The sequence below is a fragment of the Arthrobacter caoxuetaonis genome (assembly GCF_023921125.1).
Classification (GTDB): Bacteria; Actinomycetota; Actinomycetes; order Actinomycetales; family Micrococcaceae; genus Arthrobacter_B; species Arthrobacter_B caoxuetaonis.
The window spans coordinates 2,454,004-2,480,301 of record NZ_CP099466.1; the positions used below are offsets into that span (position 1 = coordinate 2,454,004).

At 66.2% G+C, this 26,298-nt stretch carries 23 protein-coding genes; 12 read left to right on the forward strand and 11 right to left on the reverse strand.

Annotated elements, in window-relative coordinates:
- Positions 1 to 4: 4 nt before the first annotated feature.
- Both NF551_RS11265 and hrpA read left to right on the forward strand, forming a co-directional pair.
- Positions 5 to 1,003, forward strand: coding sequence for a helix-turn-helix transcriptional regulator (locus NF551_RS11265; RefSeq protein WP_227894617.1), 999 nt, complete (start codon positions 5 to 7; stop codon positions 1,001 to 1,003).
- 13 nt (positions 1,004 to 1,016) lie between these two features.
- Positions 1,017 to 4,913 carry an ATP-dependent RNA helicase HrpA gene (hrpA, locus tag NF551_RS11270; protein WP_227894616.1) on the forward strand — a complete coding sequence of 1,299 codons (3,897 nt, stop codon included), beginning with the start codon at positions 1,017 to 1,019 and terminating at the stop codon, positions 4,911 to 4,913.
- Between the two features lie 16 nt (positions 4,914 to 4,929).
- On the opposite strand, the gene NF551_RS11275 is transcribed toward hrpA, so the two are convergent.
- The 3 genes from NF551_RS11275 to NF551_RS11285 all read right to left on the reverse strand — a co-directional run bounded on the left by NF551_RS11275 (position 4,930) and on the right by NF551_RS11285 (position 6,948).
- Complete coding sequence (locus NF551_RS11275) at positions 4,930 to 5,358, reverse strand: HIT family protein (RefSeq protein WP_227894615.1); 429 nt, start codon at positions 5,356 to 5,358, stop codon at positions 4,930 to 4,932.
- A gap of 94 nt (positions 5,359 to 5,452) precedes the next feature.
- Positions 5,453 to 6,292, reverse strand: a complete 840-nt coding sequence (locus NF551_RS11280; protein ID WP_227894614.1) for a sulfurtransferase — start codon at positions 6,290 to 6,292, stop codon at positions 5,453 to 5,455.
- On the reverse strand, positions 6,289 to 6,948 hold the full coding sequence (locus tag NF551_RS11285; protein ID WP_227894613.1) for an MBL fold metallo-hydrolase: 660 nt from the start codon (positions 6,946 to 6,948) through the stop codon (positions 6,289 to 6,291). Before NF551_RS11285 ends, NF551_RS11280 begins: the two co-directional genes overlap by 4 nt.
- 104 nt (positions 6,949 to 7,052) lie before the next feature.
- On the opposite strand from NF551_RS11285, the gene NF551_RS11290 reads away from it, so the two are divergent.
- Positions 7,053 to 7,472, forward strand: a complete 420-nt coding sequence (locus NF551_RS11290; protein WP_227894612.1) for a Fur family transcriptional regulator — start codon at positions 7,053 to 7,055, stop codon at positions 7,470 to 7,472.
- Between the two features lie 18 nt (positions 7,473 to 7,490).
- Here the strand turns inward: NF551_RS11290 and NF551_RS11295 are convergent, their stop codons facing one another.
- The 5 genes from NF551_RS11295 to NF551_RS11315 form a co-directional block, all read right to left on the reverse strand.
- The gene (locus tag NF551_RS11295) at positions 7,491 to 8,363 is read right to left on the reverse strand and encodes a metal ABC transporter permease (RefSeq protein WP_227894611.1); all 873 of its coding nucleotides are present in this window, start codon (positions 8,361 to 8,363) and stop codon (positions 7,491 to 7,493) included.
- A complete protein-coding gene (locus tag NF551_RS11300) occupies positions 8,350 to 9,129 on the reverse strand; it encodes a metal ABC transporter ATP-binding protein (RefSeq protein WP_227894672.1) in 780 nt (259 codons plus the stop codon). Before NF551_RS11300 ends, NF551_RS11295 begins: the two co-directional genes overlap by 14 nt.
- Positions 9,130 to 9,161: 32 nt before the next feature.
- On the reverse strand, positions 9,162 to 10,142 hold the full coding sequence (locus tag NF551_RS11305; protein WP_227894610.1) for a metal ABC transporter solute-binding protein, Zn/Mn family: 981 nt from the start codon (positions 10,140 to 10,142) through the stop codon (positions 9,162 to 9,164).
- A 100-nt stretch (positions 10,143 to 10,242) separates the two neighbouring features.
- Entirely contained in the window at positions 10,243 to 11,313 is a 1,071-nt protein-coding gene (locus NF551_RS11310; protein ID WP_227894609.1) for a hemolysin family protein, read from the reverse strand.
- The gene (locus NF551_RS11315; RefSeq protein ID WP_227894608.1) at positions 11,310 to 12,680 is read right to left on the reverse strand and encodes a hemolysin family protein; all 1,371 of its coding nucleotides are present in this window, start codon (positions 12,678 to 12,680) and stop codon (positions 11,310 to 11,312) included. The genes NF551_RS11310 and NF551_RS11315 overlap by 4 nt, the downstream gene beginning before the upstream one ends.
- Before the next feature lie 504 nt (positions 12,681 to 13,184).
- On the opposite strand from NF551_RS11315, the gene NF551_RS11320 reads away from it, so the two are divergent.
- Positions 13,185 to 16,991, forward strand: coding sequence for a multifunctional oxoglutarate decarboxylase/oxoglutarate dehydrogenase thiamine pyrophosphate-binding subunit/dihydrolipoyllysine-residue succinyltransferase subunit (locus NF551_RS11320; protein ID WP_227894607.1), 3,807 nt, complete (start codon positions 13,185 to 13,187; stop codon positions 16,989 to 16,991).
- Positions 16,992 to 17,084: 93 nt separating this feature from the next.
- Positions 17,085 to 17,684 carry a GDSL-type esterase/lipase family protein gene (locus NF551_RS11325; protein ID WP_227894606.1) on the forward strand — a complete coding sequence of 200 codons (600 nt, stop codon included), beginning with the start codon at positions 17,085 to 17,087 and terminating at the stop codon, positions 17,682 to 17,684.
- A gap of 93 nt (positions 17,685 to 17,777) precedes the next feature.
- On the opposite strand, the gene NF551_RS11330 is transcribed toward NF551_RS11325, so the two are convergent.
- Entirely contained in the window at positions 17,778 to 18,743 is a 966-nt protein-coding gene (locus NF551_RS11330; protein WP_227894605.1) for a zinc-binding dehydrogenase, read from the reverse strand.
- Between the two features lie 151 nt (positions 18,744 to 18,894).
- On the opposite strand from NF551_RS11330, the gene NF551_RS19050 reads away from it, so the two are divergent.
- Complete coding sequence (locus NF551_RS19050) at positions 18,895 to 18,969, forward strand: 50S ribosomal protein bL37 (RefSeq protein WP_369299106.1); 75 nt, start codon at positions 18,895 to 18,897, stop codon at positions 18,967 to 18,969.
- An 82-nt stretch (positions 18,970 to 19,051) separates the two neighbouring features.
- On the opposite strand, the gene rsrA is transcribed toward NF551_RS19050, so the two are convergent.
- Both rsrA and NF551_RS11340 read right to left on the reverse strand, forming a co-directional pair.
- Positions 19,052 to 19,312, reverse strand: a complete 261-nt coding sequence (rsrA, locus tag NF551_RS11335; protein WP_227894604.1) for a mycothiol system anti-sigma-R factor — start codon at positions 19,310 to 19,312, stop codon at positions 19,052 to 19,054.
- A complete protein-coding gene (locus NF551_RS11340; RefSeq protein WP_423721211.1) occupies positions 19,309 to 20,073 on the reverse strand; it encodes a sigma-70 family RNA polymerase sigma factor in 765 nt (254 codons plus the stop codon). The genes rsrA and NF551_RS11340 overlap by 4 nt, the downstream gene beginning before the upstream one ends.
- A gap of 255 nt (positions 20,074 to 20,328) precedes the next feature.
- Here NF551_RS11340 and NF551_RS11345 point away from each other — a divergent pair, with 255 nt between their 5' ends.
- The 6 genes from NF551_RS11345 to NF551_RS11370 all read left to right on the forward strand — a co-directional run bounded on the left by NF551_RS11345 (position 20,329) and on the right by NF551_RS11370 (position 26,288).
- The gene (locus tag NF551_RS11345) at positions 20,329 to 20,910 is read left to right on the forward strand and encodes a DoxX family membrane protein (RefSeq protein WP_227894602.1); all 582 of its coding nucleotides are present in this window, start codon (positions 20,329 to 20,331) and stop codon (positions 20,908 to 20,910) included.
- Between the two features lie 5 nt (positions 20,911 to 20,915).
- Complete coding sequence (gene aroA, locus NF551_RS11350) at positions 20,916 to 22,262, forward strand: 3-phosphoshikimate 1-carboxyvinyltransferase (RefSeq protein WP_227894601.1); 1,347 nt, start codon at positions 20,916 to 20,918, stop codon at positions 22,260 to 22,262.
- A 2-nt stretch (positions 22,263 to 22,264) separates the two neighbouring features.
- Positions 22,265 to 23,380, forward strand: a complete 1,116-nt coding sequence (gene rsgA / locus NF551_RS11355) for a ribosome small subunit-dependent GTPase A (protein ID WP_227894600.1) — start codon at positions 22,265 to 22,267, stop codon at positions 23,378 to 23,380.
- A 78-nt stretch (positions 23,381 to 23,458) separates the two neighbouring features.
- The gene (gene hisN, locus NF551_RS11360; protein WP_227894599.1) at positions 23,459 to 24,268 is read left to right on the forward strand and encodes a histidinol-phosphatase; all 810 of its coding nucleotides are present in this window, start codon (positions 23,459 to 23,461) and stop codon (positions 24,266 to 24,268) included.
- A gap of 10 nt (positions 24,269 to 24,278) precedes the next feature.
- Positions 24,279 to 25,061: a class I SAM-dependent methyltransferase gene (locus NF551_RS11365; RefSeq protein WP_227894598.1), complete on the forward strand. Its 783-nt coding sequence runs from the start codon at positions 24,279 to 24,281 to the stop codon at positions 25,059 to 25,061.
- Between the two features lie 153 nt (positions 25,062 to 25,214).
- On the forward strand, positions 25,215 to 26,288 hold the full coding sequence (locus NF551_RS11370) for a carboxylate-amine ligase (protein ID WP_227894597.1): 1,074 nt from the start codon (positions 25,215 to 25,217) through the stop codon (positions 26,286 to 26,288).
- The last annotated feature ends 10 nt before the right edge of the window (positions 26,289 to 26,298 follow it).

Below are 26,298 nucleotides of genomic sequence, written 5' to 3' on the forward strand. Positions count from 1 at the left end.
GCACATGCTCGAGACATCCGCCAGGCTGCTGCATCTGCTCTCCCTGCTGCAGCTGCGCCGCGAATGGACCGGAGCCGCGCTGGCGGACCGCATGGCGGTCACTGAACGTACAGTTCGCAGGGACATCGGCAAGCTGCGCAGCCTCGGCTATCCGATATCAGCGTCTCCCGGAATCGCCGGAGGCTACCAGCTCGGCGCCGGAGCACAGCTTCCTCCCCTGCTGCTCGACGACGAGGAAGCGCTGGCCGTCGCCCTGGGCCTCACTGCGGTGGCGTCCGGTCCGGTCTCCGGAATCGGCGAAGCGTCCATCCGCGCCCTGGTGAAGCTTGAACAGGTGCTTCCCGGCCGCCTGCGCCCCAAGTTCTCTGCCCTCCGCCAGTCCGTCAGCGTCCTCTCCGGCCCACCGGCCAGCGCGTCCACCGTCAATCCGGAGATCCTCACCGCTTTCTCGACCGCCATTTCCGAACGGCGCATGGCTTCCTTCCGCTACCAGGCGTTCGAATCCCCCGAAGGCCGCAGGATCGTGGAGCCGTACAAGCTGGTCAGTACGGGGCGGCGCTGGTACCTGGTGGCGTGGTGCACGGAACGCCAGGACTGGCGCACCTTCCGGGTGGACCGCTGCCAATCCGTCCCGGTCTTCCGGGAAAAGTTTGCTCCCCGGCCGCTTCCCGCCAGGGATCTTGCGGCCTACGTCCAGGCCGCCATCACCCGCAGCCCGTACAAGTACGACGTCGTGATCCGGATTGCGGCACCGCTGGAGCTGGTGGCCGCGCAGGTGCCGGCGGAGGTCGCCGTCCTGCAGGCGGACGGCCCCGGCCATACGGTGCTCCGCAGCGGGTGGGACTCGCTGGACCTTCCGCTGATCCGGATGGCGGGGCTCGGCGTCGAATTCGAGATCCTGGAACCGGAGGAGATGCGCCAGCGCGCCCGCGACGCCGCCGGGCGCCTGGACAGGGCCGCCGGAGCCGCCCCGCCCGCCGGGGAGCTTCCGCCCACGCACTAGACTGGTGCCAACTATGGCACTGACAATTTCCTATCCCCCGCAGCTTCCAGTCTCGGAGCGCCGGGATGACATCATGGCCGCCATCGCGGCCAACCAGGTTACCGTGATCGCCGGTGCCACCGGTTCGGGAAAAACCACCCAGATTCCGAAGATGTGCCTGGAACTGGGCCTGGCGGAGAAGGGCCTGATCGGCCATACGCAGCCCCGGCGGCTCGCTGCCCGTACCGTCGCGGAACGGATCGCGGAGGAGCTCGACGTCGAAATCGGCGCCGAAGTGGGCTTCCAGGTGAGGTTCACTGGAGAGACCAGCCGGGATACCAAGGTCAAGCTGATGACCGACGGAATCCTGCTCGCGGAGATCCAGCACGACCGCAAGCTCAAGAAGTACAGCACCATCATCATCGACGAGGCGCACGAGCGCAGCCTCAACATCGACTTCATCCTCGGCTACCTCAAGCGCCTGCTGCCCGAACGCCCGGATCTGAAGATCATCATCACCTCCGCCACGATCGATCCCGAACGGTTCGCGCAGCACTTCGCGTCCCCGGACGGCACGCCGGCACCCATCATCGAAGTCTCCGGCCGGACCTTCCCGGTGGAGATCCGCTACCGCCCGCTGAACCAGCCTGCCCTCGGAGCAGCGGACGACGAGGACGAGCTCGAAGAAGACCGCGACCCGCTGGATGCTGTCTGCGACGCGGTTGACGAACTCTCCCGCGAGGCTCCCGGGGACATCCTGGTGTTCTTTTCCGGCGAACGTGAGATTCGGGACGCCGCCGACGCGCTGCGCGGCACCATCACCCGCAATCCCCGCCTGGCCAACACGGAAATCCTGCCGCTGTATGCCCGGCTCTCCCTGGCGGAACAGCACCGGGTGTTCTCCCCCGGCAAGCAGCGCCGCATCGTCCTGGCCACGAACGTTGCAGAGACCTCGCTGACGGTTCCCGGCATCAAGTACGTGATCGACACCGGCACCGCCCGCATTTCCCGCTACTCGCACCGCACCAAGGTTCAGCGCCTGCCGATCGAGCGCATCTCCCAGGCCTCGGCCAACCAGCGCTCGGGCCGCTGCGGGCGTGTCTCGGACGGCATCGCCATCCGTCTCTATTCCGAGGACGACTTCGAAGCCCGGCCGGAATTCACCGACCCGGAGATCCTTCGCACCAACCTCGCTGCGGTCATCCTCCAGATGGCCGCCATGGGTGTGGCCCAGGGGCCCAAGGACGTTGCAGACTTCCCGTTCGTCCAGCCGCCGGATGCCAAAGCAGTGAACGACGGCGCGCTGCTGCTGCGCGAGCTCGGTGCCCTGGCGCCCAAGGGCGGGATCACCGCCGTCGGACGCAAGCTGGCCCAGCTCCCCGTCGACCCGCGCCTGGGCCGCATGATCGTGGAGGCCGGGCAGCGCGGCTGTGTCCGCGAGGTCATGGTGCTCGCTGCGGCGCTGACCATCCAGGACCCGCGTGAACGGCCGTCCAAGGACGATCCCGCCCGGGCCCAGAAGGCCGCGGAACTGCACAAACGGTTTGTCGACGAGAATTCGGACTTCACCGGTTTCCTGAATCTCTGGCGCTACGTCCAGGAAAAGCAGAAGGAACTCTCCTCCTCCCAGTTCCGCAAGCTGTGCAGGAACGAGTTCCTGAACTTCCTGCGCATCCGGGAATGGCAGGACCTCTTCGCCCAGCTGCGGCAGCTGGCCAAGCCGCTGGGGATCACCCTTGCTCCCGGCGAGGTGGATCCCGTAGGCCGCGAGAAGGACGTTCACATCTCCCTGCTCGCCGGGCTGCTGAGCCACATTGGCCTCTATGACCAGCGCAAGCGCGAGTATGCCGGCGCCCGCGGCACCCGTTTTGCAGTGTTCCCCGGGTCTGCCCTGTTCAAGAAGTCCCCCGACTGGGTGATGGCGGCCGAGCTGGTGGAAACTTCACGCCTTTGGGCCCGGATCGCCGCAAAGTTTGATCCGCTGTGGGTGGAGGAAGTCGCTCCGCACCTGATCAAGCGCACCTACAGCGAGCCGCACTGGTCCAAGCGCAGCGGTTCGGTGATGGCCTATGAAAAGGTCACGCTCTACGGTGTGCCGGTGATTCCGCGCCGCAGCGTGAACTACGGCCGGATTGATCCGGTGCTGTCCCGCGAAATGTTCATCCGGCACGCCCTGGTGGAGGGCGACTGGCGAACCCACCACAAGTTCTTCCACCGCAACCAGGCCCTCCTGGCCGAAGTCGAAGAGCTGGAGACCCGGGTACGCCGCCGCGGCCTGCGGGTGGACGACGAGACCCTGTTCGAGTTCTACGACGAACGCATCGGCAGCGAGGTGGTCTCCGAAAGGCACTTCGACAAATGGTGGAAGCACGCCCGGCATGAGGACCCCAAGCTGCTGGACTTCGATCCGGACGCGCTGCGCACCGACGACGCCGCCGGTCTGGACGAGGCGGAGTTCCCTAAGACCTTCCGCTACGCGGACTTCGACCTGCCGCTTTCCTACGAGTTCACTCCCGGTGTTCCGGGTGCCAACGACGGCGTGAGCGTCGAGGTGCCGGTGCTGTTCCTGAACCAGCTGGACCCCGAGCCCTTCCGCTGGCAGATCCCGGGCCTGCGGGCCGAACTGATCACCGCGCTGATCAAGTCCCTGCCGAAGGCCGTGCGGAAGAACTTCATCCCCGCGCCGGATGTGGCCCGGGCCGCCGCGGCGGCGTTGGCAGCAGACTTCGATCCGGCGTCGGACGCCTTGGAACCGTCGCTGGAACTGGCCCTGCGCCGGCTCAAGGGACACATCATCCCGCCGGGTTCCTGGAACTGGGACGCCATCCCGGAACACCTGCGGATGAGTTTCTCCGTGGTGGATTCCTCCGGCCGCATCCTGGACGAAGGAAAGGATCTTGCCGCCCTGCAGGAATCCCTGGCGCCGGCGACCCGGCGGGCGATTGCCGAATCCCTCGGTGCCACGCCCGGAACGGTGAAACCGGCTCCGAAGGCCAAGGGCAAGCCAGATCGCACCGCGGGAGAGGACGCTGCATCGAACGGACAAGGCACGCCGTCGTTCCGGGAAGAAACCGGCCTCACCGAGTGGAGCGTCGGCACGATCCAGCGGCAGATCGCCACCCTGGTCGCGGGCCACACAGTTACCGGCTACCCCGCCCTGGTCGACGAGGGCACCACCGCCGGCCTGCGTGTTTACCAAAGCGCCGGGGAACAGGCCGCAGCGATGCGCGGCGGAGTCATCCGCCTGCTGGCCCTGCGTGTCCCCAGTCCCGCCAAGTACGTGCTTGAACACCTCAGCAACGCGGAGAAGCTGACCTTCAGCCAAAACCCGCACGGCTCGGTGGCGGCACTGATCCAGGACTGCACCTTGGCCGCGGTTGACAAGCTCACGCCGGAGGACCTGCCCTGGTCCCGGGAAGAGTTCGACGCCCTGTATGAGAAGGTCCGGGCGGAGCTGATCGACACCGTCTTCACGGTGACCGCAATCGTGGAGAAGGTCCTCTCAGCGACCCGCCGGATCCAGAAACAGCTCAAGGGCACCACGTCGCTGGCGCTGATTTCAGCGCTGAACGATGTCCGCGCCCAGCTGGAGCAGCTGGTCTATCCCGGCTTTGTGGCCCGGACCGGTTATGCCCAGCTCTCCCAGCTGCCGCGGTACCTGGCGGGCATTGAGCGGCGCCTGGAAAAACTGCCCACGAACGTCCAGCGGGATTCGCTGAGCATGGCAGTGGTGCAGGGGCTCGAAGATGATTACGACGACGCCGTCGCGGCCCTGGTGCCCGGGCGCGGCACTCCCCCGGCGCTGGCGGAGGTCCGCTGGATGATCGAGGAACTGCGGATTTCGTTCTTTGCCCAGGAACTGGGAACGGCCCGGTCCGTTTCAGAGAAACGGATCCGGACCGCCCTGAACCAGGCTTTGGCTCCGGCCTAGGCCTTAGGTACGCAGATTAGGCCTCGGGGACGAACTCGCCGTGGCCGGCGGCCCGCAGGCCCTCGCGGATCTTCTCCGCGTTGGCAGCCATGCGGTCCTGGTCCGGATTGGTTTCTGCCCGGCTGAAGTCGAAGTCTGCCAGCGAGTTGGCCGGCCAGACGTGGATGTGCAGGTGGTCGATTTCGAAGCCGGCGATGGTCAGGCCTGCACGTTCCGCGCCGAAGGCTTCCACCTGGACCTTTCCGATCTCCTGGGCCACGGCCGTCAGCCTGGCGAGCAGGTCCGCGGGAGCATCCGTCCACTTGTCCACTTCCCGGCGCGGGACCACCAGGGTGTGGCCGTCTGCGAGGGGGCCGATGCTGAGGAACGCGACGACGTCGTCGTCCTTCCAAACGAAGCGGCCGGGGATCTCACCCTCGATGATCCGGGTGAATAGTGTGCTCATTCGTTCTCCTTGAGGTGACTGCCGGACCAGCCCGCCGGAACGCTGCACGCGCAGCGGCGGGGGAACGGGACGGCCGGTAAACATGGCTCTGACGCTACCCGTCCTCAGCCCCGGTCGCCACCGGCCGGCCGGGGGTGGACGACCATTCAGACCACGAGCCGGGATACAGGGCTGCCTCGAATCCTGCCACGGCAAGCGCGGCTACCTCTGCGGCAGCGAAGACCCCGGAGCCGCAGTAGGCTGCCACGGGTTTGGTGCCGTCCACCCCGGCAGCTTCAAAACGCCCGCGCAGGACGGAAGGATCCGCGAACCGGCCCCGCGGGTCCAGGTTGCCGGCCGCCGGGACGTTGACGGCACCGGGGATGTGCCCTGCCCGGGGATCGATCGGCTCGGTTTCGCCGCGGTAGCGTTCCGGGGCGCGGGCATCGATCAGCACCCCAACGGAGGCAAGTTCACCGGCCCGTTCCATGTCCGCTGTGGGCATGTGGTCCCAGGAAAGGGTAACGTTCCCCGGCTCCGGCGTCACGGGACCCTTCGCCAGCTCTCCCCCGGCATCCACCCAGGCCTGCAGGCCTCCGTCCAGCAGCCTTACCTGCGGATAGCCGGCATGGCGCAGCAGCCACCAGGCGCGGGCGGCCGCGCTGCCTCCGGAGGCGTCGTACGCCACCACGAGGTCGCCGTCGTTGATTCCCCACCACTTGGCCATCGCGGCAAAGACCGACGGCGAAGGCAGCGGGTGCCGGCCGCCGGGTCCGGGCGGCGAGGAGAGTTCAGTGTCCAGGTCAACGTAGACGGCCCCGGGGAGATGTCCGGCCGCATAGCGCAGGTAGCCGTCCGTGCGGCCAAGCTCCCACCGCACGTCCAGGAGCCGAACCGGTGCGCCGCTTTCGACCTCATCCGACAGTTCTTCCGCACTGATCAGCACCCCCGTCATACCTCCACCGACTCTCCGGCGGCGAGGCTGACGTACTGCGTGCCGTACATCGGGCCGAAACGTTCCAGGTGCTTCTCCACAACGCCGCGTCCGTTCCCGTTCAGCAGCGCGTCATGGATGGGGTACGCGGTTTCCGCACCGCAGGCAATGACGAAGTCGATCACCTCGCCGACCTTGGACCAGGGGGCGTGGATCGGCACCAGCAGGGTGCGGGCCTTCAGCCCGTGCGGGACGGTAAAGGAATCCCCCGGATGGTAAATGCCGTCCTCAATCAGGTACGCCAGGTTCTCCACCACCGGAACCAGCGGATGGATCAGGGCATGCTGGAATCCGAACGAACGGACGGCTATCCCGCGGATGTCGAAGGCTGTGCCGGGCTCGACGTCGTGGATGCGGGTCCGGACGTCCTCAGCGACGTCGCCCCGCAGGGACCCGGCAAGCACCGGCGGCGCATAGAGGTGGAGGTTCGGGGCCGCAGCGAGGATAGGCAGCACCCGCTCCCGGTCGATGTGGTCCGCATGTTCATGCGTCACCAGGATGGCGTCAGCACTCTCCAGGGCTTGATCCACCTCGGAAAAGTTGCCGGGATCCAGCACCAGCACGGCCCCTTCTTTTTCGAAACGGACACAGGAATGGGAGTACTTGGTCATTTTCATAGGGTCACGATACTCCGCCGGGTTCCGGGAGCAGCCGGAGCGAACCGGCAGCGGCGCTGATAATCTGGGGAAGGTCCGAATTACCCACCAGAGCAGGAGATCCCATGCCAGCGCAGCCCTCCCCGCCGCGGCGGACGGCCGAGCCCCGGGTTACCCGGCAGCGCCTTGCCGTGGGACGGACGCTGGACTCCCTGGACGACTTCGTCAGCACACAGGAACTGCACCGCCTCCTGCAGGACCGCGGCGAGCAGGTGTCACTGGCCACCACCTACCGGATCCTGCAGTCCCTGGCGGACGAAGAACAGGTTGACGTGCTCCGCGGTGCCGACGGAGAGGCCCTGTACCGGCGGTGCGAGGCGGCCCATCACCACCATCACCTGGTGTGCCGCAGGTGCGGGAAGGCAGTGGAAGTGGAGGCTCCGGCTGTGGAGAACTGGGCAGCACGCCTCGGCAAGGAACACGGCTTCACCGACGTTGCCCATACCGTGGAAGTTTTTGGGCTCTGTCCCGACTGCTCCCGCTAGGGGGAACAGGTTCCTCCGCTACGCGGCAGTGCCGGTTTGCAGGCGCCTGCTGCGGCCGCGGACCTGCATGATCACCCGGCAGACCAGGTAGATCGCGAAGGAAATCGTGGTGACGTAGGGGCTGATCGGAATCCGGCCACCGAGGGCCAGCAGGATCCCGCCCACCGCGGAGACCAGTGCAAAGATCACGCTGAGCGCCACCACCAGGCGCGGCGACGACGTCACCAGCAGGGCTGCGGCGGCCGGGGTGATCAGCAGCGAGAGCACAAGCAGGGCGCCGACCACCTGGATGGACAGGGCCACGGACAGGCCCAGCAGGAACATAAACACGATCGAGAGCGCGCCCACCGGGACACCGCGGGCTTCTGCAAGTTCCGGATCGGCACTGGCGAACGTCAGCGGACGCCACACCACCAGGAGCCCAACAATGACGACGGCGGCGCAAATCGCCAGCAGGTTCAGCTGGACGCTGTCCACGGCGACGATCTGTCCGGTCAGCAGGCCGAACTTGTTGGCTGAACGGCCTTCGTACAGGGCCAGGAACAGGATGCCCAGGCCCAGCCCAAAGGGCATGATGACGCCCGTGATGGAGTTCCGGTCCCGGGCCCGCAGGCCCAGCAGCGCCAGCAGCAGGGCTGCGGCAATAGAGCCGACCAGTGATCCAAGGACAACGTTGACACCCAGCAGCAGTGCCAGCGCTGCACCGGCGAAGGACAGCTCGGCGATGCCGTGGACGGCGAACGCCAGGTCCCGCATCATCACGAAGACGCCGATCATCCCGCCGACCAGGCCCAGGATGGCGGCAGCCCACAGCGAGTTGGATACCAGCGGCAGCAGCTGCCCGTAGTCACGGAAGTCGAAAACGGTGGAGAAAAAGTCAGAAAGGTCCATGGTCGCCTTCGGGGTCGCCGTGGTGGTGCGTGGTGGCGTCAGGGACGCCCAGCACCACGATCCGGCCGTGGCTGCGCAGCACCTCCACATGGGAACCGTACATGTCCGAGAGCACGTCCGAGCGCAGGACTTCATCCGGCGTTCCGGTGCGGAAGGAACCGCCCGCCAGGTACAGGACCCGGTCCACGTAGTCGATGATCGGGTTGATTTCGTGCGTCACGAAGACGACGGCGGAGTCGTGGACGTGGCAGCGTGCATCGATGAGGGCGCTGATTGCCTGCTGGTGGTGGAGGTCAAGGGAGAGCAGCGGCTCGTCGCAGAGCAGCAGGTCGGGGTCCGTAGCCAGCGCCTGTGCCGCGCGCAGCCGCTGCAGTTCCCCGCCCGACAGCATGCCCACGGGCTGGTCGGCATAACCGGCGGCACCCACCTGGGCCAGGAGTTCATCCACCCGCCGGCGCACCGGGGCGCGGCGCAGGCGCACGCCCCACTTGTCGCCGTCGACCCCCATTCCCACCAGGTCCCGGCCGCGCAGCGGCGTGCCCGCGGCAAAGGATTTCTGCTGCGGGATGTAGCCGATGTCCTTGCTTCCCCGTTCGACCTTCCGGCCGTTGATCCTGACGGTGCCCGCACTGAGCGGCTGCAGCCCGAGGAGCACCTTCAGCAACGTGGTCTTGCCGGTGCCGTTGGGGCCAAGAACGGCCAGGAACTCTCCGGCGTTGATGTCCAGGTCCAGGCCCTCCCAGAGCGTGCGGCTGCCGAAGGCCATGGAGGCACCCCGCAGCTGCACGACGGCGCGGGTCACTTCAGGACGCCCTCAAGCGCATCGACGTTCGAGTTCATCCAGCCAAGGTAGTCCTGCCCCTCAGGCAGGGTCTCGGAGAAGTTGAGAACGGGCACGCCGGCGTCTTCTGCTGCCGAGCGGACGGCTTCGGTCTGGGACGTGGACGTCTGGTCGTTGTAGGCCAGGAACGCGATGTCTCCGGAGGCCACGAGGTCCTGCATTTGTTTCAGGACTGCCGGGGGCAGATCCGAGCCTTCTTCCACGGCTTCGGTGAAATCCGCGGGTGTGACATTGTGCAGTCCGGCGTCTTCGAGCAGGTAGTCAGGAACCGGTTCGGTCATGGCAACGTCCCGGTCCCCGCCCGAGGCACGGAGCGCGTCCAGGCGTGTTTCCAGTTCCGCGATGCCGTCGCTGAACGCCGCTGCGTTGTCGCGGAAAGCCGCTTCGTTCGCCGGGTCGAGTTCGGCGAGCCGCTGGGCGGCCGCCTCTGCCAGCAGGGCCATTGCCGACGGGTCGTACCAGACATGCTCGTTGAATCCGCCGTGGGAGTGGCCGTCATGCGCGTCCGCTGACCCGGAGCCGGATTCGGCGTCCTCCGAGCCGTGTGTGTGATCTGATCCGTCTTCCAGGCCGGAAATCTCGACGGCGTTCAGGACGTCCTCGGACGGCACGCCCTCGTCCTCGACGAGGACTTCCATGAAGCTGTCATATCCGCCGCCGTTCAGGACAACCAGACCTGCCCCCGAAACAGCGAGCTTGTCCCGCGCCGTCGCCTCATAGGAGTGGGGGTCCTGGGACGGGCGGTTGATGATCGATTCAACGCTGACGTAGTCCCCGCCCACAGACTCCAGGATGTTCCCGTAGACATTGGTGGACGCGACGACCCGGATAGTTCCTTCGTCGGCGTTCTGGTCCCCTCCATCACCGGATGAGCAGGCTGACAGCGCAAGGGCTGCGGCGATGAAGGTTCCGGCCACACGGAAGGGCAGGCGGCGCATAGTGTCAGTATCCCCGTTTCAGGTAATGGTGCAGCCTCCGGGAATACCGGAGGCTGCCAGCATAACGCAAACGCGAATCATTCGCATCTGAGCCTTCGGGTCAGCCGCTGAAGCTCTCACCTGTTCGGCGGGAGCCCTGCGCCTGCGTGGCGTCACGGATCTCCCCGACCAGCTGCTCGATGATGTCCTCCAGGAAGAGGACGCCCTTCGTCTGTCCGTCCGGCCCCAGGACCCGGGCCACGTGCGACCCGGTGCGCTGCATGACGGCAAGCGCATCCTCGATCCCGTCGTCCAGGCGGAGGTTCGCCAGGGTCCGCACTTTGTTCTCGGTGATCGGGTGGTCGTAGTCCTCCTCGGGGATGGCCATGACGTCCTTCAGGTGCATGTACCCCGTGAAGTTCCCGGCGTCGTCCATCAGCACGAACCGGGAGAAGCCGGTCCGCCCCACGGCCTTTTCAAACTCGGCCGGAGTGCAGTCCGTGCGCAGGGTGACCAGTCCGTCCAGCGGAACCATCACTTCACCGGCGGTCTGGCCGGAGAATTCCAGGGCACCCGAGATCACGCCGGAATCATCGGCCACGAGCCCGTGGCGGGTGGATTCCTGCACGATCGACTGCACTTCCTGCAGCGTGAAGGATGACGTCACCTCGTCCTTGGGGGTGACGCCCACCAGGCGCAGCGCGTGGTTGGCAACCCAGTTCAGGCTGGCAGTCACCGGACGCACCACCCGCGAGACCATCACCAGCGGCGGAGCCAGCGCCAGTGCGGCGCGGTCTGCCACCGAGACTGAGATGTTCTTCGGAACCATCTCGCCAATAGTCACGTGCAGGAATGTCACGAACAGCAGCGCCACCAGGAAGCCGGCCAGGTCGGCCACTTCCACCGGAACTCCCACAGCCTCCAGCGGCGCCGCCATCAGGTGGTGGATTGCAGGTTCGGCGACATAGAGGATCAACAGGGAGCAGACCGTGATGCCCAGCTGGGCGCATGCGAGCATCAGGGACACGTGCTCCATGGCCCACAGCGTGGTCTTGGCGCGCTTTGATCCGGCTTCGGCCAGCGGTTCAATCTGGCTGCGGCGGGCCGACATGACTGCAAACTCGGCACCGACGAAGAACGCGTTGCCCAGCAGCAGGATGACCAGCCAGAAAATGCCTGCGAGGTCGTTCATCGGGAACCTTCCCTGCGTGCCGAAACTGCCGTCGCGCCGTGGCCCGGGCGGCCCTCATGTTCCTCGTCTTCGTCCGGCGAAGGAATGAAGCAGACACGGTCGATGCGCCGCCCGTCCATCCTCTCCACTTCCAGGACCCCGCCCGGAACGGGAACGGTGTCGCCTGCTTCGGCAATCCGTCCCAGGCCGGCCATGATGTAGCCGCCGACCGTCTCGTACCCGGCCTCGTCAGGAACATCCAGCGAAGGAATGAGCTCGGAAACCTCATCAGGGCGCATCATTCCGGGGAAGTACCAGTAACCGGAGGCGCTCTGCAGCACGCCGGGCTTCAGCTTGTCATGTTCGTCGGAGACCTCTCCGACGATTTCCTCGACCAGGTCCTCCAGCGTCGCCACGCCCGCGGTTCCGCCGTATTCGTCAAGCACGACGGCGAGCTGCAGGTTGGCACTGCGCAGTTCGGAGAGCAGCGAATCCAGGTGCACCGTCTCGGGTACCCGCAGGACCTCGCTCATCAGGGCTGCGGCGGGGAGTTCCGAGCGCTTGTGCCTGGGAACTGCCACCGCTTTCTTCACGTGGACCACGCCCCGGATGTCATCAGGTGAATCCCCCAGAATGGGAAAGCGGGAGTATCCGGTGCGGCGCGCCGCTTCGATGACATCGGCAACAGGCTGCTCTGAATCGATGGTTTCCAGGCGGATGCGCGGAGTCATCACGTCGGCAGCTGTACGTTCGGAGAAGGACAGCGTGCGGGCCAGGAAGTTGGCCGTCCCCTGGTCCAGGGTTCCCATTTCAGCCGAACGCCGGACCATCGAGGAGAGCTCCGCTGGCGTCCGCGCCCCCGAGACCTCTTCCTTGGCTTCGAGTCCGAACAGGTTCAGGACCTTGTTGGAGAAGCCGTTGAGCACCAGGATTGCCGGCTTAAAGATAAAGGTAAAAGCAAGCTGCGGCCGTGCCAGCACCCGGCCCACCTTGAACGGAAGTGCAATGGACATATTCTTGGGGATCAGTTCACCCAGCAGCATCGACAGCAGCGTGGCCAGCACCATTGCGGCAATCACCGAAACAGACAGTGCAGCCGCCGGCGGAAGGCCCAGTGCAGCCAGCGGCCCCTGGAGAAGCCGCCCCACGGACGGTTCCATTACGTAACCGGTGAGCAGCGTCGTCAGGGTGATGCCAAGCTGGCAGCTGGAGAGCTGGGTGGAAAGTGTCGTCAGGCAGCGCAGCAGCGGCTCCGCGCGGGTGTCGCCGTCGGCCACGGCCCGCCTGACGGTGGGCTGGTCCAGGGCCACGAGGGAAAACTCGACGGCAACGAAAAAGCCGGTGCCGCAGATCAGCAGCAGGCCGGCAAGGAGGAACAACCACTCCATTTAGGAAGCCACCCCCGCTTTGCAGCTTGGGCCCGGGGCTTCCGCGGAGCACTGTGGCGGATAACCGCCGGACGGAGGATGGTCGGCTGATGCCGTACTGGAAGGCTCCGATGAGGCGGCCGGAGCTTGGGGTGATCGGGTGCGGGCGTTGCCGGCTCTGTGCGTCCGCGCTGCGGTAACCGCAGCTGTGGAAGCAGGCCGGCGCCTAGAGTTGCTGTCCATAGAATTTCCAGTTTACAGCTTTCGATCCCGGGCACCAGATGTCTTTTCCGCGGCACCGGGGGCCTCCGGGGCGTGCGGCACTTCGGCTGCACCACACCTGGATGTGTCGCATCACACATCCACACACTGCGGAGATTGGCCACTTCCGTCGATCTGTAACTAGACTTGCTACCAAGTCTCGGTCACTGCGCACCGGGCCGCACCAGCAAGTCTTGAGGCGGAAACGCTCAGATCATGGTGCCATCAGGGCAAACGGCAACTCATGGAAGAGGCGTATAACTAGTGCCAGACCAACCCAACCACCGCCTGCCGGAGGAATTCGGCGGGAACGAATGGCTTGTCGACGAATTGTACGAGCAGTTCCTCAAGGACAAGAACTCGGTCGACAAGAAGTGGTGGAGCATTTTCGACTCCTTCAAGGCGGAGGACGCGAAGCAGGCTGAGCGCGGATCCGCCTCAGGCAACGGCTCGACCCCGCCCAGCGAACTCGGTGCGAACCCGGCAACACGCCAGCTTCCCGTCGTCCAGACTGAGGCGCAGGCTCCCAAGGCCTCCGGCGAATCCCCGGCAGCCACGCAGCAGTCCGGCAAGCCGCCCGTAGCCAAGGAAGCCTCGGCTCCCCAGGACGAGCCCAAATCTGCCGAAGCAGCCGCCAAGCCCGCTCCCATCCCGGCACAGCTCCCCAAGACGAAGCCCAGCACCCAGACCGAAGAGGACACTGTTACTGTCCTGCGCGGCCCGGCCAAGGCCATCGCCACGAACATGGACCTCAGCCTGAGCGTCCCCACAGCCACCACCGTGCGTGCAGTGCCGGCCAAGCTGCTGATAGACAACCGCATTGTCATCAACAGCCATCTGGAACGTGCCCGCGGCGGCAAGGTCTCCTTCACTCACCTGCTCGGTTACGCCATCATCCGTGCTGCGGCCCAGTTCCCGTCCCAGAATGTGTACTACGACGAGGTGGACGGCAAGCCCGTTGCTGTCCAGCCCGCGCACATCAACTTCGGCCTCGCCGTCGACATGCCCAAGCCGGACGGCAGCCGCCTGCTCGTGGTCCCGAACATCAAGAAGGCCGAGACCATGAACTTCTCGGAGTTCTGGCACGCCTACGAAGACCTGGTCAAGCGCACCCGCGCCGGCAAGCTCACTGCCGACGATTACAAGGGCACGACCATCTCCCTGACGAACCCGGGCGGCATCGGAACGGTTCATTCTGTTCCCCGCCTCTCCAAGGGACAGGCCTGCATCATCGGTGCCGGTGCCCTTGAGTACCCGGCGGAGTTCCAGGGCTCCAATGAGAAGATCCTGGCCCGCAACGCCATTTCGAAGGTCATCACACTGACCTCCACCTATGACCACCGCGTCATCCAGGGTGCCGGCAGCGGCGAGTTCCTGCGCATTGTGCACCAGCTGCTGCTGGGTGAGCAGAACTTCTACGACGACGTCTTCGAGTCCCTGCGCATTCCGTACGAGCCGGTCCGCTGGAGCCCCGACATCCAGGTCAACCCGGATGAGCAGGTCAACAAGGTTGCCCGCATCCAGCAGCTGATCCACTCCTACCGGGTGCGCGGCCACCTGATGGCGGACACCAACCCGCTCGAATACGTCCAGCGCCGCCACGCGGACCTGGACATCCTCAACCACGGCCTGACCCTCTGGGACCTGGACCGCGAATGGCCCACCGGCGGATTCGGCGGCAAGCCGATGCTGAAGCTGCGCAAGATCCTCGGCGTCCTCCGGGATGCCTACTGCCGCACGGCGGGCATCGAATACATGCACATCCAGGATCCGGAAGAGCGCAACTGGTTCCAGGACCGCCTCGAGGCTCCCTACAGCAAGCCTTCCCGCGAAGAGCAGCTGCGCATCCTCAGCAAGCTCAATGCTGCCGAAGCCTTTGAGACGTTCCTGCAGACCAAGTTCGTCGGCCAGAAGCGCTTCTCCCTCGAAGGCGGCGAATCGCTGATTCCGCTGCTGGACGCGATCATTTCCGGTGCCGCGGACGAAGGCATGGAAGAAGTCGGAATCGGCATGGCCCACCGAGGCCGCCTGAACGTGCTGACAAACATCGCCGGCAAGACCTATGCCCAGGTCTTCCGCGAATTTGAGGGCACCCAGGATCCGCGCTCGGTCCAGGGCTCGGGCGACGTGAAGTACCACCTCGGCACCGAGGGAACCTTCACGTCGGACAACGGCAACCAGACGAAGGTTTACCTGGCCGCCAACCCGTCGCACCTCGAGGCCGGCGACTCGGTCCTCGAAGGAATCGTCCGCGCCAAGCAGGACCGGCTGGACCGCGGGGATGAATTCCCCGTCCTGCCGATCCTCATCCACGGTGATGCTGCCTTCGCCGGACAGGGCGTGGTGGCGGAAACGCTCAACCTCTCCCAGCTGCGCGGCTACCGCACGGGCGGCACCATCCACGTGATCGTGAACAACCAGGTTGGCTTCACCACCGCCCCGACGTCCTCGCGCTCCTCTGTTTACGCCACGGACGTTGCCAAGATGGTCCAGGCACCGATCTTCCACGTGAACGGTGACGATCCGGAGCAGGTTGTCCGCATGGCCCAGCTGGCCTTCGACTACCGCCAGCGGTTCAACAAGGACGTCGTCATCGACATGGTCTGCTACCGCCGCCGCGGGCACAACGAGGGCGACGATCCCTCGATGACGCAGCCGATGATGTATTCGCTGATCGAAGCGAAGCGTTCCGTGCGCAAGCTTTACACCGAGTCCCTGATCGGACGCGGCGACATCAGCCAGGAAGAAGCGGAGCAGGCGCTGCGCGACTACCAGAGCCGCCTGGAGCGTGTCTTCGCCGAGACGCACGCCGCCCAGACCTCGCCGATCCCGGTCATCACCAAGGATTCCGAGGCTGTCTCCGACCTGGAACGTCCTGCCGCCCAGCAGGAAGGCTCCACCGTCGTCGCGCCGTCCAGCACTGCCATCTCCGCGGATACCCTCGCGCACATTGGCAAGGCCCACGTCGCGGTCCCTGAGGGCTTCACCGTGCATCCGAAGCTGAAGTCGCTCCTGGAGAAGCGTGAGCAGATGTCCCGTGAGGGCAACATCGACTGGGGCTTCGCAGAAATTGCGGCCTTCGGTTCGCTGCTGATGGAAGGTGTTCCCGTCCGCCTGGCCGGCCAGGACTCCCGGCGCGGCACGTTCACCCAGCGCCACGCCGTCTTCCATGACCGGGCAACCGGTGCCGAGTGGATGCCGCTTGGAGAACTGGATCCGAACCAGGCCAAGCTGTGGATCTATGACTCCCTGCTCTCCGAATTCGCAGCCCTCGGCTTCGAATACGGCTACTCGGTGGAACGCCCCGATGCCCTCGTCCTGTGGGAAGCGCAGTTCGGTGACTTCGTCAACGGCGCGCAGACCATCATTGACGAGTTCATTTCCTCGGCCGAGCAGAAGTGGGGCCAGCGCTCCTCGCTCGTCATGATGCTTCCGCACGGCTACGAGGGCCAGGGCCCGGACCACTCTTCGGCCCGGATCGAACGGTTCCTCCAGCTGTGTGCTGAGGACAACATGATCGTGGCGAACCCGACCACCGGCGCTTCGCACTTCCACCTGCTGCGCCGGCAGGCGTACAGCCGGCCGCGCAAGCCGCTGGTGATCTTCACTCCGAAGCAGCTGCTGCGCCTGAAGGCCGCCGCTACCTCGGTGGAGGAATTCACCCAGGGTTCGTTCCAGCCGGTCATCGGCGAGCATGCCGAACTGGATGCGAACGCCGTAGACAAGGTCCTCCTGGTCTCCGGCCGTCTCTACTACGATCTGCTGGCCAACCGCCAGAAGACCAATGATGAGAAGACGGCGATCATCCGCGTCGAGCAGCTGTACCCGCTGCCGGTCAACGAGATCAAGGAAGCCGTGGCGAAGTACCCGAACGCCGAGATTGTGTGGGCGCAGGATGAGCCCGCCAACCAGGGTCCGTGGCCGTTCATCGGCCTGAACCTGCCGCAGGAACTGGACCGGCCGCTGCGGCTGGCTTCCCGTCCGGCGTCGGCGTCGACAGCAACCGGCTCGGCCAAGCGTCACGCTGTTGAGCAGGACATCCTGGTCAAGAAGGCCTTCGAACGCCGATAGTAGGCTAGGTTTGGGTGGGGCACCGGTGGTGCCCCACCCGGCTTTTAACGCAATCCATTCTCTGGATATCCCGTCAAATGGAAAAGGCAACTCGTGGAACAACGCAGAATCAGGCTCGCTGCGGTCGGTGACGAACTGCTCGCCGGACACGGTGACCCCCGCGCGCTGGGCTGGCTGGGCCGTGTGCTCGCCCGTACGACGCCGGAGACCGCACAACTCGAGGCATACAGCCTTGCTGCTCCCGGCGAAGGCACCGAAGCCCTGGCGAACCGCTGGCTGATGGAAGCCGGCCGCAGGTTCGATGAGAGCTGCGAGAACCGCCTCGTCATCGGCCTTTCGGACCGCGACCTTGATCTGGAACTGTCGACGGCGCGCAGCCGGCTGAACCTGGCCAATATCCTGGACGGCGCTGCCCAGATGAGCATCAAGGTCCTGGTCGTAGGTCCTCCCCCGGGCCTGGATGCGGAGCGCAACCGGAAGCTGGCGGATCTTTCCGCTGCTTTTGGGGACGTCACGACGCGCCGCAAGCACGTCTACGTCGACACCCTGACGCCGCTGCTGAACCACGAGCAGTGGCGCACCGACCTCGCTGCCAACGGCGGCACCCCCGGCCAGGCAGGCTACGGGCTGATTGCGTGGCTCGTCCTGCACCGCGGCTGGTTCCGCTGGCTGGACCTGCCGGACATGAACTGACACTTCCGGCTCAGTAATACAAGAAGGCGCCCGCAGTTTCCGCGGGCGCCTTCTTGCATTACTTGTTGCGTCAACTGCTCACTGCCAAAGGGCTCAGTGACGGAAGACGATCTTCCCGGTAGCTTCGCCGTCGTGAAGCCGGCGGAATCCTTTGGCCGCTTCTTCCAGCGGGAGGACCGAATCGATCTCCGGCCGGACCCCGGTGGCGAGAAGGAAACCGATGAGCCTCTGCAGTTCCGCCTTGGTGCCCATGGTGCTGCCCAGAACCTTCAGCTGCAGGAAAAAGATGCGGTTCAGGTCCGCAGGCGGATTCGGCCCGCTCGTCGCCCCGCAGGTCACCAGGGCTCCGCCCGGCTTCAGCGCCTTCAGGGAATGGCTCCACGTCGCCTCGCCGACGGAATCGAACACGGCGTCTACGCGATCCGGGAGCCTGGCACCGGCCTCGAACACGGCTTCGGCGCCGAGCCGGCGTGCGTGCTCCAGCTTGTCCGGGTTCCGTCCGGCCACCCACACCCGGAACCCCGCAGTCGAGGCCAGGGAAATCAGCGCCGTCGCGACCCCGCCCGCGGCCCCCTGCACCAGGACCGTGGACCCGGGAGCGGCCGGTGAGACCGTGAACAGCATGCGGTAGGCCGTCAGCCACGCCGTGGGCAGGCAAGCCGCCTCTTCGAAACTCAGCTGCGAGGGTTTCGGAACCAGGTTGCGTTCGGGCACCCAGACTTCGCTGGCCATGGTGCCGGGGTACCGTTCCGAGAGCAGCGTCCGGCGCGGATCCAGGGTCTCATCGCCTTCCCAGCCGGGAGAGGAAACCACCGAGTGGATAATGACGTCGTTGCCCTCGTCGTCCACACCGGCGCCGTCACAGCCCAAGATCATCGGGAGCCGGTCGGCGGGCAGTCCCACGCCGCGCAGCGACCACAGATCGTGCCGGTTCAGCGCGGAGGCGACGACGCGGACGCGGCGGAATCCCGGTTCCGGCTGGCTGGCGGGGAGCTCACCGACGACGAGTCCGCTGAGCGGATCCCCGTCGGACTGGGACTGGGCGTACACGGCTCGCATGGATAAGCTCCTTTGGTCGCTGGTTGCTCCATCCTAGGGGACAGCCGGGCCGTCCTGGACAGCTGCATGTCCGGGGCCCGCATTTACGCCATCGGTACAGTGTGTGGGAGACTGAAGGGCAGAACTTGAACGCGAATCGAAGGAGGCAGCCATGAGCAAGCGAGCACGCAAGCGTCGTGACCGTAAGCGCGGCGGCGCAAACCACGGCAAGCGTCCCAACACCTAAGTCACGGGACGTTTGCGCGGTCTGACGCGCACAACAGAAAACCCCCGCAGCCTCACGGCGCGGGGGTTTTCTGTTTGCCGGGTTAGTGGTCCACGGACTGGATCTGGCTGATGCGCGCCAGGATGCTTGCTTTGAGTGTCTCGGGGGCAGCTTCGGTGCACGAGCGCTTCACCACCGACCGGATGACACACTCCAAGTCATGCTCCTCGGCGCATTCCGGGCAGCCTTCCAGGTGTTCCTTGATCTCCACGAGGTCATCATGCGAGAGCGCGCCGTCGAGGTACTCGTACAGCCTTTCGATGCGTGCATCATCGCAATCGCCCAGGCTCTGGCAATCACTCATAGTGTGTTCCCCTGTTTCTTGTTACCGGCGGCTGCCGGACGTGCCTTCGCTTTGATGCCGCGCTCGTGGGCGTACTCCGCGAGGATCTCGCGGAGCAACTTCCGTCCGCGGTGAAGGCGGGACATCACGGTGCCGATCGGCGTGTTCATGATTTCGGAAATCTCCTTGTACGCGAAGCCCTCCACGTCGGAGAAATAGACGGCCAGGCGGAACTCCTCCGGAATGGCCTGCAGAGCGCTCTTGACGTCCGAATCCGGCAGGTGGTCCAGGGCTTCAGCTTCCGCTGAGCGGAGACCCGAGGAGCTGTGTTCAGCGGCGCGGGCCAGCTGCCAGTCCTCCACTCCCTCGGAGTTGGACTGCAGCGGTTCACGCTGGCGCTTGCGGTACAGGTTGATATAGGTGTTCGTCAGGATGCGGTAGAGCCAGGCTTTGAGGTTGGTTCCCGGCTTGTACTGGTGAAACGCGGAGAAGGCTTTGGTGTAGGCCTCCTGCACCAGGTCTTCGGCGTCAGCAGGATTGCGGGCCATGCGCATGGCAGCCGAGTAGAGCTGATCCACATACTGCATGGCGTCACGCTCAAACCTCAGCTTGCGGGCCTGCTCAGACTCAGCAGCGACATCCAAGCCCGGATCTTCCACTTGTGGGCTGCCTTCCGGCACATCAGTTCTCATTACGTCCAAGTGTAAGGGGCGTGTGCCGGCCAGCAAGGCGGAGGGCCCGGCCGCCAAGACGGCAGAGTCATCCAGCACTGCGTTCACCATCCGTGCCTGCTCCTTCTTTATTGCCGTCTTTATTGCCGTCTGTTGCGGTCCGGGTTTCTTCCCTGACTCCAGCCATAACCGGCGCCGCCCGGGGGTTATTCCTTCCCCGCCGCTCTTGAAGCTCGGGCTGCCGAGATGTAGAAGGGTTTTAAAGGTGCCAGACTAGGGGTTATCCGTTTGCGTACGGCACGCCTGGCTGCGCCGCCGTATCATCCCGTTCAGCACGCCGGACCCCGGCGCAACAAGGAGGCACGCATGACGATTGTCCGTTCCCTAGCCCGCCCGCTCCTCGCAGCAGGATTCGTCGCGGCCGGCGTAGAGCGCCTGCGCAACGCCGAGACGACCGGTGAGCAGCTCGCCCCGACCCTGCGGCGCCTTGGCAAGAGCATGCCGTCAGCGGCCGGACTGGCGGACAATCCCGCCGCCGTCGCCCGTGTCCTCGGCGCGACCCAGCTTGGGGCCGCCGGCCTGCTCGGCCTCGGCAAGCTCTCCAGGCTGGCAGGCGTGGTGCTGGCAGCCACTACAGGCATCAACACCTTCGTGGAATACCGCAACGCTGACGCCACCACGGCTGAAGGCCGCAGGGACAGGCGCACCCAGCTGCTCAAGAACCTCTCCCTGATCGGCGGCGTCCTGCTGGCAGCAGTGGATACCAACGGGCGCCCCGGGCTGGCCTGGCGCGCCGAGCACCTGGTGTCCGACACCGGGCGCAGTGTCCGCGCCATCGGCAAAGACGCCGGCCGGCGTTCCCGGCAGGTCACCAAGCAAACCAAGAAGCAGCTCGCCAAGGCGGACCGCGCCGTCCGCAGCGCAGCCTCAGATATAGCAGGTTCCTAAGCACCATGGTTTCCCCCTCCGCGCTCCAGCCCGTTACAGAGGGCTGGCCGGCCCCCACCCCCACGGACCCCGTCGATGCAGTGGTCCGCGTTCCCGGTTCCAAGTCGCTCACCAACAGATATCTGGTCCTGGCGGCCCTGGCAGACGGACCGTCCCGTTTGCGTGCCCCGCTGCATTCACGTGACTCGGCCCTGATGGTCCAGGCGCTGCAGGCCCTGGGGGCGGGAATTGCACAGGTGCCGGGGTCGGGACCGTTTGGTCCGGACCTGCTGGTGGAGCCGCTCAGCTCCGGTGCCGCGGGGGACGCGGACGTTGACTGCGGACTGGCGGGAACCGTGATGCGGTTCGTGCCGCCGCTGGCCGCGCTGCGGAACGGCACAGTGTCCTTTGACGGGGATCCGCACGCCCGGCAACGTCCGATGGGCGTAACCATCGAGGCGCTGCGCGCCCTGGGAATCGAAGTCGACGACGGCGGGCGGGGTGCCCTGCCCTTCTCCGTCGCCGGCCGCGGTGAGGTGGCCGGAGGCCGGTTGGAGATCGACGCCGGTGCCTCGTCCCAGTTTGTCTCGGCCCTTCTCCTGGCAGGGGCACGGTTCACCAACGGCCTGCATCTGGTCCACAGCGGCGCGAACCTGCCGAGCCTGGACCACATCGCCATGACGGTCCAGGTCCTCCGCGAATGCGGCGTCGAGGTCGACGATTCAGTTCCGAACCAGTGGCGGGTCTCCCCCGGTACCATCCGGGCCTTCGACGTCGCCATTGAGCCGGATCTCTCCAACGCCGGCCCCTTCCTCGCGGCAGCATTGGTCACCGGCGGCACCGTCCGCATCCCGGGCTGGCCGGAAACCACCACCCAGGTAGGCGACCAGTGGTGCCGGATCCTGCCGCAGATGGGAGCCGAGGCTGAACTGTCCGACGGCGTCCTGACGGTCCGCTCTGACGGAAAGATCCGCGGAGGGGTTTTCGCCGACACCAGCGAACTGGCTCCCACGGTGGCCGCGCTCTGTGCACTTGCCGACTCGCCGTCGGTCCTCACGGGCATCGCGCACCTGCGCGGCCATGAAACGGACCGCCTCGCTGCGCTGAAGACCGAGATCAACCGGCTGGGCGGCTCGGTCACGGAAACTGACGACGGCCTGCGGATCCAGCCGGCACCGCTGCACGGCGGCACCTTCGGCACGTATGCGGACCACAGGATGGCCACCGCCGGAGCGATCATCGGGCTGGCCGTTCCGGGGGTGGTCGTGGAAGACATCTCCGCCACCTCCAAGACCATGCCGGAGTTCGCGGATCTGTGGACCGAATTGGCAGCCGGCCCTTCGGGCACCGCCGGAACTGCGCAGGAAGGCTAGCGGTGGCACGAGGTACCGGCGGGTGGGACGAATCCGACGTCCGGGTCCGCCCGAACAAAAAGGGCTCGCGGCCGCGCACCAAGGACCGCCCTGCGCACGAGGACGCGGTGACCGGACGGATCATTACCGTGGACCGCGGCCGCTACACCGCGATCGTGGACGAAGACACTCCCCAGGAGCGGATCGTCACCGCTGCCCGGGCGCGTGAACTCCGCCGCACGCCCGTCGTCGCGGGCGACCTGGTAGCGCTGGTGGGTGACGTCTCCGGCGCCCCGGACAGCCTGGCCCGCCTGGTCCGGGTCAATGAGCGGGCCACCCTCCTGCGGCGTTCCGCTGATGACACTGATCCGGTGGAGCGCGTGGTAGTTGCCAATGCTGACCAGCTGGTCATCGTGGTGGCGGCCGCGAATCCCGAGCCGCGCACCGGCTTCATTGACCGGGCATTGGTTGCCGCCTATGACGCCGGAATTTCACCGCTGCTGTGCATCACCAAGGCTGATCTCAAGGACCCTGCTGACCTGCTGGCCAACTATGAGCACCTCGACCTGGAGGTCATCATCAGCCGGACGGCGCAGGCCGAAGACACCGGCGTGGACTCCGAATCGGATGACGGCCTCTCCGCCCGGCTGGCAGGCAACGCTGTCGAGGCACTCCACGAACACCTGCTGGGCCGCGTCAGCGTGCTGGTGGGACATTCCGGCGTCGGCAAATCCACCCTGGTGAACGCCCTGACCGGTTCCCGCCGCGCCACGGGCGGGGTCAACGCCGTCACGGGCCGCGGCCGGCACACCTCCTCCTCGGCCCTGGCACTGAAAGTCAACGACTCCCCCTCCGGAAGCTGGATTATCGATACCCCCGGCATCCGCTCCTTCGGCCTGGCCCACGTGGACCCGGACCGTATCCTCAACGCCTTCCCGGACCTCGAGCCCGGTACCGAGGCCTGTGAACGCGGTTGCCGCCATGACAATGAAGCCGTGAACTGCGGGCTCGACGCCTGGGTGGAATCCGGCCAGGCAGGTGCTGCCGGACCGGCCCGGCTCGCGTCGCTGCGGCGGTTGCTGGGCTCCGGGATGCGGACCGAAAACAGGGCCCATGCCAAGGAGCTGGGAAGCCAGTAGGCGCAGTTGCGCAGCGGGCACACGCCGGGCACCTGCGTAAACGTGGGCACAGCGGTGTTAATAGCGATAAGTTGAAGTATGCCGTTCGCTCAGAACTACAACGATGATCTGCGTCTCGCCCATGTCATGGCCGACTCCGTGGACGACCAGACCATGTCCCGTTTCAAGGCCCAGGACCTGAGGGTGGAGACCAAGCCGGACCTCACGCCCGTCACCGATGCAGACAAGGCCGCCGAAGACGCCATCCGCGGACAGCTCTCGCGTGCGAGGCCCCGCGATGCCGTCCTCGGCGAGGAATTCGGTTCCACCGGTTCCGGTCCGCGGCGGTGGATCATTGATCCGATCGACGGCACCAAGAACTTCGTCCGCGGCGTCCCTGTCTGGGCCACCCTGATTGCGCTGGTCGACGACGGCGTTCCCGTCGTGGGACTCGTCAGCGCACCGGCACTGGGCAAGCGCTGGTGGGCAGCCACCGGAACCGGCGCATACATGGGCCGCTCCCTCGCCTCCGCCACCCGGCTGCGTGTATCCGACGTCTCCAAGCTTGACGACGCTTCGCTCTCCTACTCCAGCCTCACGGGATGGAAGCAGCGCGGAAACCTGGAGGAGTTCATGGGCCTCACGGAGTCCGTCTGGCGGACCCGCGCCTACGGCGACTTCTGGTCCTACTGCATGGTGGCCGAGGGCGCCGTCGACATAGCCTGCGAACCCGAACTCAATCTTTACGACATGGCAGCCCTGGTGCCCATCATCACCGAGGCCGGAGGGCGTTTCACATCGCTTGAGGGCGAGGACGGTCCCTTCGGCGGAAATGCCCTGGCCACCAACGGGGTGCTGCACAACGAGGTCCTCCAGCGCCTGAACCCGGACCTCGACGACCTTTTCTAGGGGCGTTCCGATGGCGGCGAGAGGACCACGCCTGGACAGTCTGCGGCGGCGTGAGCTCGCCCGCAGCTACCGCAGCGGCGGGGAGCACTACGACCGGATCCGTCCGGGCTACCCGGACGAGGCTGTCCGCTGGCTTTTTGACGTTCCCGGAGTGCGTTCACGGACACCGTCCAACGTGACCGTGGCTGATGTCGGTGCAGGGACCGGAAAGTACACGCGGGCCCTGGCCGCAGCCGGCTTCGACGTCCATGCCGTGGACCCGTCGGAGGACATGCTGGGCCAGCTGCACAAATCCCTGCCGCAGGTTCCCGTGAGCGTCGGAACGGCAGAAGCCACCAGCCTCCCGGCCGGGTCCTTCGATGCCGTAACCGTTGCCCAGGCCTGGCACTGGTGCGATCCGGAGGCGTCGGCGGAGGAATTCGCCCGGATACTTGTTCCAGGCGGATTCGCGGGCCTGGTCTGGAACCAGCTCGACGTGGGCGTCCCCTGGGTCCACCGGTTCGCTCGCATCATCCATGCCGGTGATGTGCTCCGCCCCGGCTTCCGCCCGCCGATGGGCCCTGCGCTCCGCCTGCAGGAAGCACACACCACGGCCTGGACCCAGCTGATGACACCCGCGGACCTCAAGGAGCTGGCCAAGTCCCGGTCCTACTATCTTTCAGCGAACGAGGACGTCCGCGCCAAGGTGCTGGCCAACCTGGACTGGTACCTGCATGAGCACCTCGGACATGCTGACGGGGAGAGCCTGGAGCTGCCGTACCTAACCCTGTCCTGGCGGGCAACGAGGGCTTGAGCGGCTCCCCTGGCCCTGTTCCGCTGGGATGGCTTGCTCTGGGCTGATCCAGTTCCAATACCATCCAGCGCCCGCCCTGCCCTGGGCTGGCCCCCTGCCCTACACTGGACCGACCGGTGATGCGCACGCCGTCGGCTGCGGAAGGGGTTGTGCATGGTCACGTTCGGCGTTGAGGAGGAGTTCCTGCTCGTCGATCCGGAGAGCGGCATGCCCTCGGCCCGCGCGGCGGAACTCGCGGAGAGCCTGGCGCTGGTCCCGGGGTTTTCCGGTGCGACAGAACTGCTCGCGTGCCAGCTCGAGACCTCCACAGAGATCTGCGAGAGCCTGGAGCAGGCTTCGGACGCCCTCGCCCGGGCTCGGAAGGCGCTGTCAGACGCTGCCTCTGCGGCTGGCCTGGGCGTCATGATGACCGGCGCTGCACCGCGCATCCCTGACACACCGGCCCAAATCAGCGACACCGCGAGATACCTCCTCATGGGCGAAACCACGGGTGCCGTAGCGGGCGAGCATTACCTCAACGGGATGCATATCCACGTTGCCGTCCCGGACCGCGAAAAGGGGGTGGCAGCCCTGAACTATCTGCGCCCCTGGCTGGCCGTCGTCGCGGCCCTGGCGTCCAACTCCCCTTTCTGGCGCGGCCAGGACACCGGCTTCGCCAGCTGGCGGCTGATCCATTACCGGCGCTGGTCCGTGCAGGGCTGCCCCCCGTATTTCGCCGGTGCTGCGGACTATGACAGGAGGCTGGAGCAGCTGCTGGCCACCGACGTCGTACTGGACGCCGGGCATGTGGGCTGGGCAGCGCGGCTTTCGCACCACTTTCCCACCGTGGAGGTACGGATTAGTGACGCCCAGCTGGAGGTTCGGGATACGGTTCTGCTGGCGGCACTGATCCGCGGCCTGGTGACAACCGCATTGGCCCGGGAGGCTCTTCCCGTCCAGTCCCCTGAACTGCTCGACGCCGGGATTTGGCAGGCTGCACGGTACGGCTTGGGCGGTCAGCTGCTTGACGTCCAGGGCGGATCTGCCTCTGCACAGGACCAGGTGGATGCGCTCCTGGCCCTGATCCGGCCAGCGCTCGAAGAAGCCGGGGACCTGGCGTTTGTCACCGCCGGGGTGCGGCGGCTAGCCCTTGAGGGGACGGGCGCCGCCCGGCAGCGGGCCGCAGCGGCCGACGGCGGGTGGAACGGCCTGGCCGACATCTTCAGGCGCTCCCTCACCGCCGTCTAACCCTGCGAGA

Bases quoted from the DNA above. Each gene is read 5' to 3' on its own strand.
- NF551_RS11295 (WP_227894611.1), bottom strand. From the start codon at position 8,363: ATGGACCTTTCTGACTTTTTCTCCACCGTTTTCGACTTCCGTGACTAC.
- rsrA (WP_227894604.1), bottom strand. From the start codon at position 19,312: ATGAGTGATTGCCAGAGCCTGGGCGATTGCGATGATGCACGCATCGAA.
- NF551_RS11310 (WP_227894609.1), bottom strand. From the start codon at position 11,313: ATGAACGACCTCGCAGGCATTTTCTGGCTGGTCATCCTGCTGCTGGGC.
- NF551_RS11370 (WP_227894597.1), top strand. From the start codon at position 25,215: ATGGTCACGTTCGGCGTTGAGGAGGAGTTCCTGCTCGTCGATCCGGAG.
- NF551_RS11305 (WP_227894610.1), bottom strand. From the start codon at position 10,142: ATGCGCCGCCTGCCCTTCCGTGTGGCCGGAACCTTCATCGCCGCAGCC.
- aroA (WP_227894601.1), top strand. From the start codon at position 20,916: ATGGTTTCCCCCTCCGCGCTCCAGCCCGTTACAGAGGGCTGGCCGGCC.
- NF551_RS11285 (WP_227894613.1), bottom strand. From the start codon at position 6,948: ATGAAAATGACCAAGTACTCCCATTCCTGTGTCCGTTTCGAAAAAGAA.
- NF551_RS11345 (WP_227894602.1), top strand. From the start codon at position 20,329: ATGACGATTGTCCGTTCCCTAGCCCGCCCGCTCCTCGCAGCAGGATTC.
- hisN (WP_227894599.1), top strand. From the start codon at position 23,459: ATGCCGTTCGCTCAGAACTACAACGATGATCTGCGTCTCGCCCATGTC.
- NF551_RS11280 (WP_227894614.1), bottom strand. From the start codon at position 6,292: ATGACGGGGGTGCTGATCAGTGCGGAAGAACTGTCGGATGAGGTCGAA.
- NF551_RS11340 (WP_423721211.1), bottom strand. From the start codon at position 20,073: ATGGTGAACGCAGTGCTGGATGACTCTGCCGTCTTGGCGGCCGGGCCC.
- NF551_RS11290 (WP_227894612.1), top strand. From the start codon at position 7,053: ATGCCAGCGCAGCCCTCCCCGCCGCGGCGGACGGCCGAGCCCCGGGTT.
- NF551_RS11265 (WP_227894617.1), top strand. From the start codon at position 5: ATGCTCGAGACATCCGCCAGGCTGCTGCATCTGCTCTCCCTGCTGCAG.
- NF551_RS11315 (WP_227894608.1), bottom strand. From the start codon at position 12,680: ATGGAGTGGTTGTTCCTCCTTGCCGGCCTGCTGCTGATCTGCGGCACC.
- hrpA (WP_227894616.1), top strand. From the start codon at position 1,017: ATGGCACTGACAATTTCCTATCCCCCGCAGCTTCCAGTCTCGGAGCGC.
- NF551_RS11330 (WP_227894605.1), bottom strand. From the start codon at position 18,743: ATGCGAGCCGTGTACGCCCAGTCCCAGTCCGACGGGGATCCGCTCAGC.
- NF551_RS11275 (WP_227894615.1), bottom strand. From the start codon at position 5,358: ATGAGCACACTATTCACCCGGATCATCGAGGGTGAGATCCCCGGCCGC.
- NF551_RS11365 (WP_227894598.1), top strand. From the start codon at position 24,279: ATGGCGGCGAGAGGACCACGCCTGGACAGTCTGCGGCGGCGTGAGCTC.
- NF551_RS11300 (WP_227894672.1), bottom strand. From the start codon at position 9,129: ATGGCCTTCGGCAGCCGCACGCTCTGGGAGGGCCTGGACCTGGACATC.